Origin of the sequence: Ruegeria sp. MALMAid1280 (assembly GCF_049195285.1) — a bacterium.
Taxonomy (GTDB): domain Bacteria; phylum Pseudomonadota; class Alphaproteobacteria; order Rhodobacterales; family Rhodobacteraceae; genus Ruegeria.
Genome location: NZ_JBMIRT010000053.1, coordinates 1 through 301, shown reverse-complemented (window position 1 = coordinate 301; position 301 = coordinate 1). Strand labels below are relative to the sequence as shown.

Here is a 301-nt window from a genome sequence, read left to right as displayed (position 1 = left end):
CTTACAGGTTTGGATAGATCGGGAATTTGGCGCAGAGGTCTGCGACCTCGGCCTTGACCTTGGCTTCGACGGCGTCGTTGCCGTCCTCGCCATTGGCGGCCAGGCCGTCGACCACTTCGATGATCCAGTCGGCGATCTGGCGGAATTCGGTCTCGCCGAAGCCGCGGGTGGTGCCGGCGGGCGAACCCAAACGGATGCCCGACGTGATGGTCGGTTTTTCCGGGTCAAACGGCACGCCGTTCTTGTTGCAGGTGATATGCGCCCTGCCCAGAGCCTTTTCGGTGGCGTTGCCCTTGACGCC

General features: G+C 63.1%; 1 pseudogene. It reads right to left on the bottom strand.

The features are described from left to right. Window position 1: 1 nt before the first annotated feature. Window positions 2-301: pseudogene (gene glyA, locus ACOQFT_RS14400) on the bottom strand (serine hydroxymethyltransferase); the annotation flags it as partial.